Here is a 4,171-nt window from a genome sequence, read left to right as displayed (position 1 = left end):
ACGATCGACCATCCGAATCATCTCCCTCTCTTCCTTACCCCCGGAATCATCAATCCGATTCTGTGCAAAGGCCTCCTGTTGTGGGAGAAAGTGGCCGAGCGAAGCTCGGTCGGATGAGGGTGTTCCAGCTTGGCGAACACTCTCGTCCAAATCGGGCGCACTGCGACAGGATCGCCAGCGCCTCATTTCTTCCAACACCCCTCATCCGGCTCGGCGCGGCGCGCCGATCCACCTGCTACTACAAGGGGAGAAGGAAAAAGCTCGGCTGGTGTCCCATTTCGGGAAAGGTTGACTGGCATCTCTCTTGCACCTGCAAGCTTGCCGGCTAACCCCGGTCCTGATGCGTATCAAATCAGGTTGTAGGCTCGCCGGGAGATGAGGCGGTTGGGGTTCTCTTCCCGGCGAGCTTGCCTTCAACGAGGTGATAACTCAGCTCCCTACGCCCACCACCGCCGCTCGTTCCGCGGCAAAGCGCCTGCGGTAATCGCCCGGCGCCAGGCCGGTTATCCTGGCGAAAACCTTGCGGAAGGAGCCGGGATCGTCATAGCCGACATCCCAGGCGATCTGGTCGATGGATCGGGTCGTCGCTCGCAGCATCTCACGCGCCTTGCCGACGCGCAGGTGCTGGCAATACTCGGTCGGCTTGAGGCCGGTGGCGTTGCGAAAGCGGCGCAAAAAAGTCCGCTCCTCCAAGGCCGCATGCTCCGCCATGGTGGCAAGCGTTACATCGCGCGCGCCTCTCGCCTGGAGCCAGTGCTGCACCTTGAGGATGGCCTCGTCGCCATGGTTCAGCCTGGGAGCAAAAGGGCTGTAGAAGCGTTGCTCGCGTCCCGGCGGGTCGACCAGCATGAAACGGGCGGTGTCCATCATGACGGTCGGCCCAAGCACCCGGTCGACGAGTTTCAGGCCGAGGTCGGTCCAGGCCATATAGCTCCGGCGGTGATGATGTCGCCGTCGTCGATGACCAGCTTGTCGGCATCCAGTGCGATGTCGGGAAAGCGTATCGCCAGCGCGTCGCGATAGGCCCAGTGCGTGGTCGCCGCACGACCCGACAGCAGGCCGGTCTCGGCAAGCACGAAGGCGCCGGCGCAGACCGAGCCGAGCGTCGCGCCCGCAGCGTGGCGGGCCCTGAGCCAGTCGGCATAGGGCGCAGCCGTCTCGCGAGCGATCGGATCACCCAGGGTCGGAGGCAAGATGACCATGGCAGGTCCATTGTCGGGGCCGGGCTCGCTGTCGAAGCTGCGGATGACGGTTTGGCTCGCCTCCTGCCATTGCCAATGGCTGACGCGAAGCCTCAACGCGTCCGGCGACCGGTCGGCAGCCAGCCGGTTGGCCAGTTGGAAGAGATCGGTGAGGCCCAGCACTGCCGCTTGCTGAACGCCGGGATACGCAACAAGCCCGATTTCGACCCGATCACGCCCCGCACCTATCTGTCAGTTTTGCCACGTTCAATGTCTGTTTTGCCAATTCTCACCATGACTCCGTTGCAATAGCTTGTCCACAGAAGGAACGAACCTTCCTCCAACCAATTCGGCTAACAAGGAGCACGACGATGAGCACATGCACCACTAGGGACGGCACCGAGATTTTCTACAAGGATTGGGGCACAGGCCAGCCAATCGTGTTCCATCACGGCTGGCCTCTGAGCGCCGACGACTGGGACAACCAGATGCTGTTCTTCCTCGACAAGGGCTATCGCGTCATCGCGCATGACCGGCGCGGGCACGGCCGCTCGACACAGACCGCGACCGGCAACGAGATGGACACCTATGCCGCCGACGTTGCGGCTCTGGTCGCGCATCTTGATCTCAAGAACGCCGTCCATATCGGCCATTCGACCGGCGGCGGCGAGGTGGCGCGTTACGTGGCCCGCTACGGTGGCGAAGGACGCGTCGCCAAGGCGGTGCTGATCGGCGCGGTGCCGCCGATCATGCTCAAGACCGACAGCAACCCCGGCGGCCTGCCGATCGAGGTCTTCGACGGCTTCCGTGCCGCTTTGGTCGCCAACCGCGCCCAGTTCTACAGGGATGTGCCGGCCGGCCCGTTCTATGGCTTCAATCGCCAGGGCGCCAAGGTTTCGCAAGGGGCCGTCGACAATTGGTGGCGCCAGGGCATGATGGGCGGAGCCAAGGCCCACTACGACTGCATCGAGGCTTTTTCCGAGACCGACTTCACGGAAGACCTGACGAAGATCGACGTGCCCGTCCTGATCATGCACGGCGATGATGACCAGATCGTGCCGATTGCCGACTCAGCCCTGCTTGCCGCCGAGTTGGTGAGGCACGGCACGCTCAAGGTCTACAAGGGCCTGCCGCACGGCATGTGCACCACCCACCCGGAGATCATCAATCCGGATCTCCTGGCGTTCATCCAGGGCTGACGCTTCGCAAGCTTCAGGCGGGCACGCTCGGAAATTCGGTTGCCCGTCGGTCGCTTGGGTGTTTCGTCAGTCGCAGATGCTGTCCGGCGCAACTGCGCCGGCAGCACGGCCGATGATTTCCGGTGAATGGATGGTCGGAGTGGAGAGATTCGAACTCCCGACCCTCTGGTCCCAAACCAGATGCGCTACCAGGCTGCGCTACACTCCGAGTCCTTGGCGGCGTATAGGGTTCCGGGCTTGGCTGCGCAACCCCTAAAAGACGAAAACGGAACAAACGCAGGCTCGGGTCGAGAGCGGAGTGGGAAATGCCGGCCCGCGCAACGGTTTCGCGGCAGCGCCACCTCAGGCACCCAGGTTGCTGTCCAGCGGCACGCTGCCGTTTACCCGGATAACACGCTGCCGTTAACCCGGTTAAAACGTCCCCGCCGGGAAGAAAACGCCCGCTGCGATCTCTCGTCCTATCCACGGCCGTCACCTCGCGCGATCATCGTCGGTGGCCCGGCGTGAAGCGGGTTCGGCAGGCTCGGCCTTGCCGCCGGCAGCATTGCGCAGTAATGACGGGAATACAGCGGCGGCGCCGCTTGCACGTAGTAACGAGGTGTTCATGTCCGCGCGCATTTTCAGCCCAGCCAAAACCGCGATGCAGTCCGGCAAGGCCAAGACCGGCCACTGGGTGCTGGAATTCGATCCCGAGATGCGCAAGAAAATCGATCCGCTGATGGGCTATACCACGTCGGCTGACATGCGGAGCCAGATCAGGCTCACCTTCTACACAAGGGAAGAGGCGGTGGCCTATGCGGAGAAAGAGGGGCTGGCCTACCGCGTCGAGGAGCCGAAGGAATCAAAGCGCCGCCAGATTTCCTATGCGGAGAATTTCCGCTATGACCGCAGGACGCCCTGGACGCATTGACCGGCAAATGCCGGGCAGCCGTCCCAGCGCATGGATTAGCCGGCCCTTGCGTCGGCAAGCGGTCCCGTAGCTCAGCTGGATAGAGCACCGGCCTTCTAAGCCGGGTGTCGCAGGTTCGAACCCTGCCGGGATCGCCACTCAACCCCTTGGAAATAAAGGGTTTCATGACCGTTCCCCCGGAAGCCTTTACGGCATGGAAGGGAACATAAGGGAACCAATATCCCGGAATGAGCGCTTAAAATCCCGGAAAAGTCCCGGAATGTCCCGGACAGGTTCCGGGGCTGTTCCCCTTTCATGTGAGGGGGACAGGGCATGACACATCCCCTCGAAGACCTCGCCACCTTCAAGTTCTTCGCACTCCAGCACCCGAAGCCAATGAGCTTGTTGCGAACCGTCATATGGCGCTGGAAAAGTTCGTCCGCCTATGTTTGGGGCAAGGATGGCATTTGGGTAGCCTATCCCATTGACCGTTGGCGCGGATGGGCAGGCAACGTTCCGCGCCGTACCTTGGAACGATGGCTGAAGGTTCTGGATGACAATGGCCTGATTGAACGGGAAGTGCATCGGCTGGCGGGCACAAGCACCTGCACATACATCCGACCGACCGAATTGGCATTGCGTCATCTAGGACGGGAGGACCTACTTGCCCGCCTCAAAGAACCGAAATTCAGCAAGAAAAAGAGCACCAAAGGCGCAACCGCTGGCGGCGCTGTTGGCGGGACCGATGGCGGAACTGATGGCGCAACCGATCACACCTTTCTTTCCCTTCAATCAGTTCATTCAAGCACTCAAAAGAAAACTCCCGCGCATGCGAGTGCGGGAGGGGAAGGGAAGGCCGGGGAAGACGGGGAGATTAAAAAGAAGAAGCTGAAATTCAAATC

The 4,171-nt window shown here is 61.7% G+C and carries 3 protein-coding genes, 2 tRNA genes and 1 pseudogene; 4 read left to right on the top strand and 2 right to left on the bottom strand.

Annotation, left to right across the window (positions count from 1 at the left end):
• Window positions 1–429: 429 nt before the first annotated feature.
• Window positions 430–1,430 (bottom strand): annotated as a pseudogene (locus AC0L3H_RS32765) (GlxA family transcriptional regulator).
• Window positions 1,431–1,552: 122 nt separating this feature from the next.
• Between AC0L3H_RS32765 and AC0L3H_RS32760 the strand changes: the two are divergent.
• Window positions 1,553–2,380: an alpha/beta fold hydrolase gene (locus tag AC0L3H_RS32760; RefSeq protein ID WP_473492404.1), complete on the top strand. Its 828-nt coding sequence runs from the start codon at window positions 1,553–1,555 to the stop codon at window positions 2,378–2,380.
• Window positions 2,381–2,511: 131 nt separating this feature from the next.
• Here the strand turns inward: AC0L3H_RS32760 and AC0L3H_RS32755 are convergent.
• Window positions 2,512–2,588 (bottom strand) — tRNA-Pro (locus tag AC0L3H_RS32755).
• A 396-nt stretch (window positions 2,589–2,984) separates the two neighbouring features.
• Between AC0L3H_RS32755 and AC0L3H_RS32750 the strand changes: the two genes are divergently transcribed.
• The 3 genes from AC0L3H_RS32750 to AC0L3H_RS32740 form a co-directional block, all read left to right on the top strand.
• Window positions 2,985–3,290: an ETC complex I subunit gene (locus AC0L3H_RS32750; protein WP_473492405.1), complete on the top strand. Its 306-nt coding sequence runs from the start codon at window positions 2,985–2,987 to the stop codon at window positions 3,288–3,290.
• A gap of 60 nt (window positions 3,291–3,350) precedes the next feature.
• Window positions 3,351–3,427 (top strand) — tRNA-Arg (locus tag AC0L3H_RS32745).
• 175 nt (window positions 3,428–3,602) lie between these two features.
• Window positions 3,603–4,171, top strand: a 569-nt coding sequence (locus tag AC0L3H_RS32740) for a hypothetical protein (protein WP_473588220.1), incomplete at its 3' end; no start/stop codon positions are given.

The sequence above is a fragment of the Mesorhizobium sp. WSM4816 genome (genome assembly GCF_055811535.1).
The sequence above is the reverse complement of the archived record's forward strand: the minus strand, read 5'-3'. Positions and strand labels throughout refer to the sequence as shown.

Bases quoted from the DNA above. Each gene is read 5' to 3' on its own strand.
- AC0L3H_RS32760 (WP_473492404.1), top strand. From the start codon at position 1,553: ATGAGCACATGCACCACTAGGGACGGCACCGAGATTTTCTACAAGGAT.
- AC0L3H_RS32750 (WP_473492405.1), top strand. From the start codon at position 2,985: ATGTCCGCGCGCATTTTCAGCCCAGCCAAAACCGCGATGCAGTCCGGC.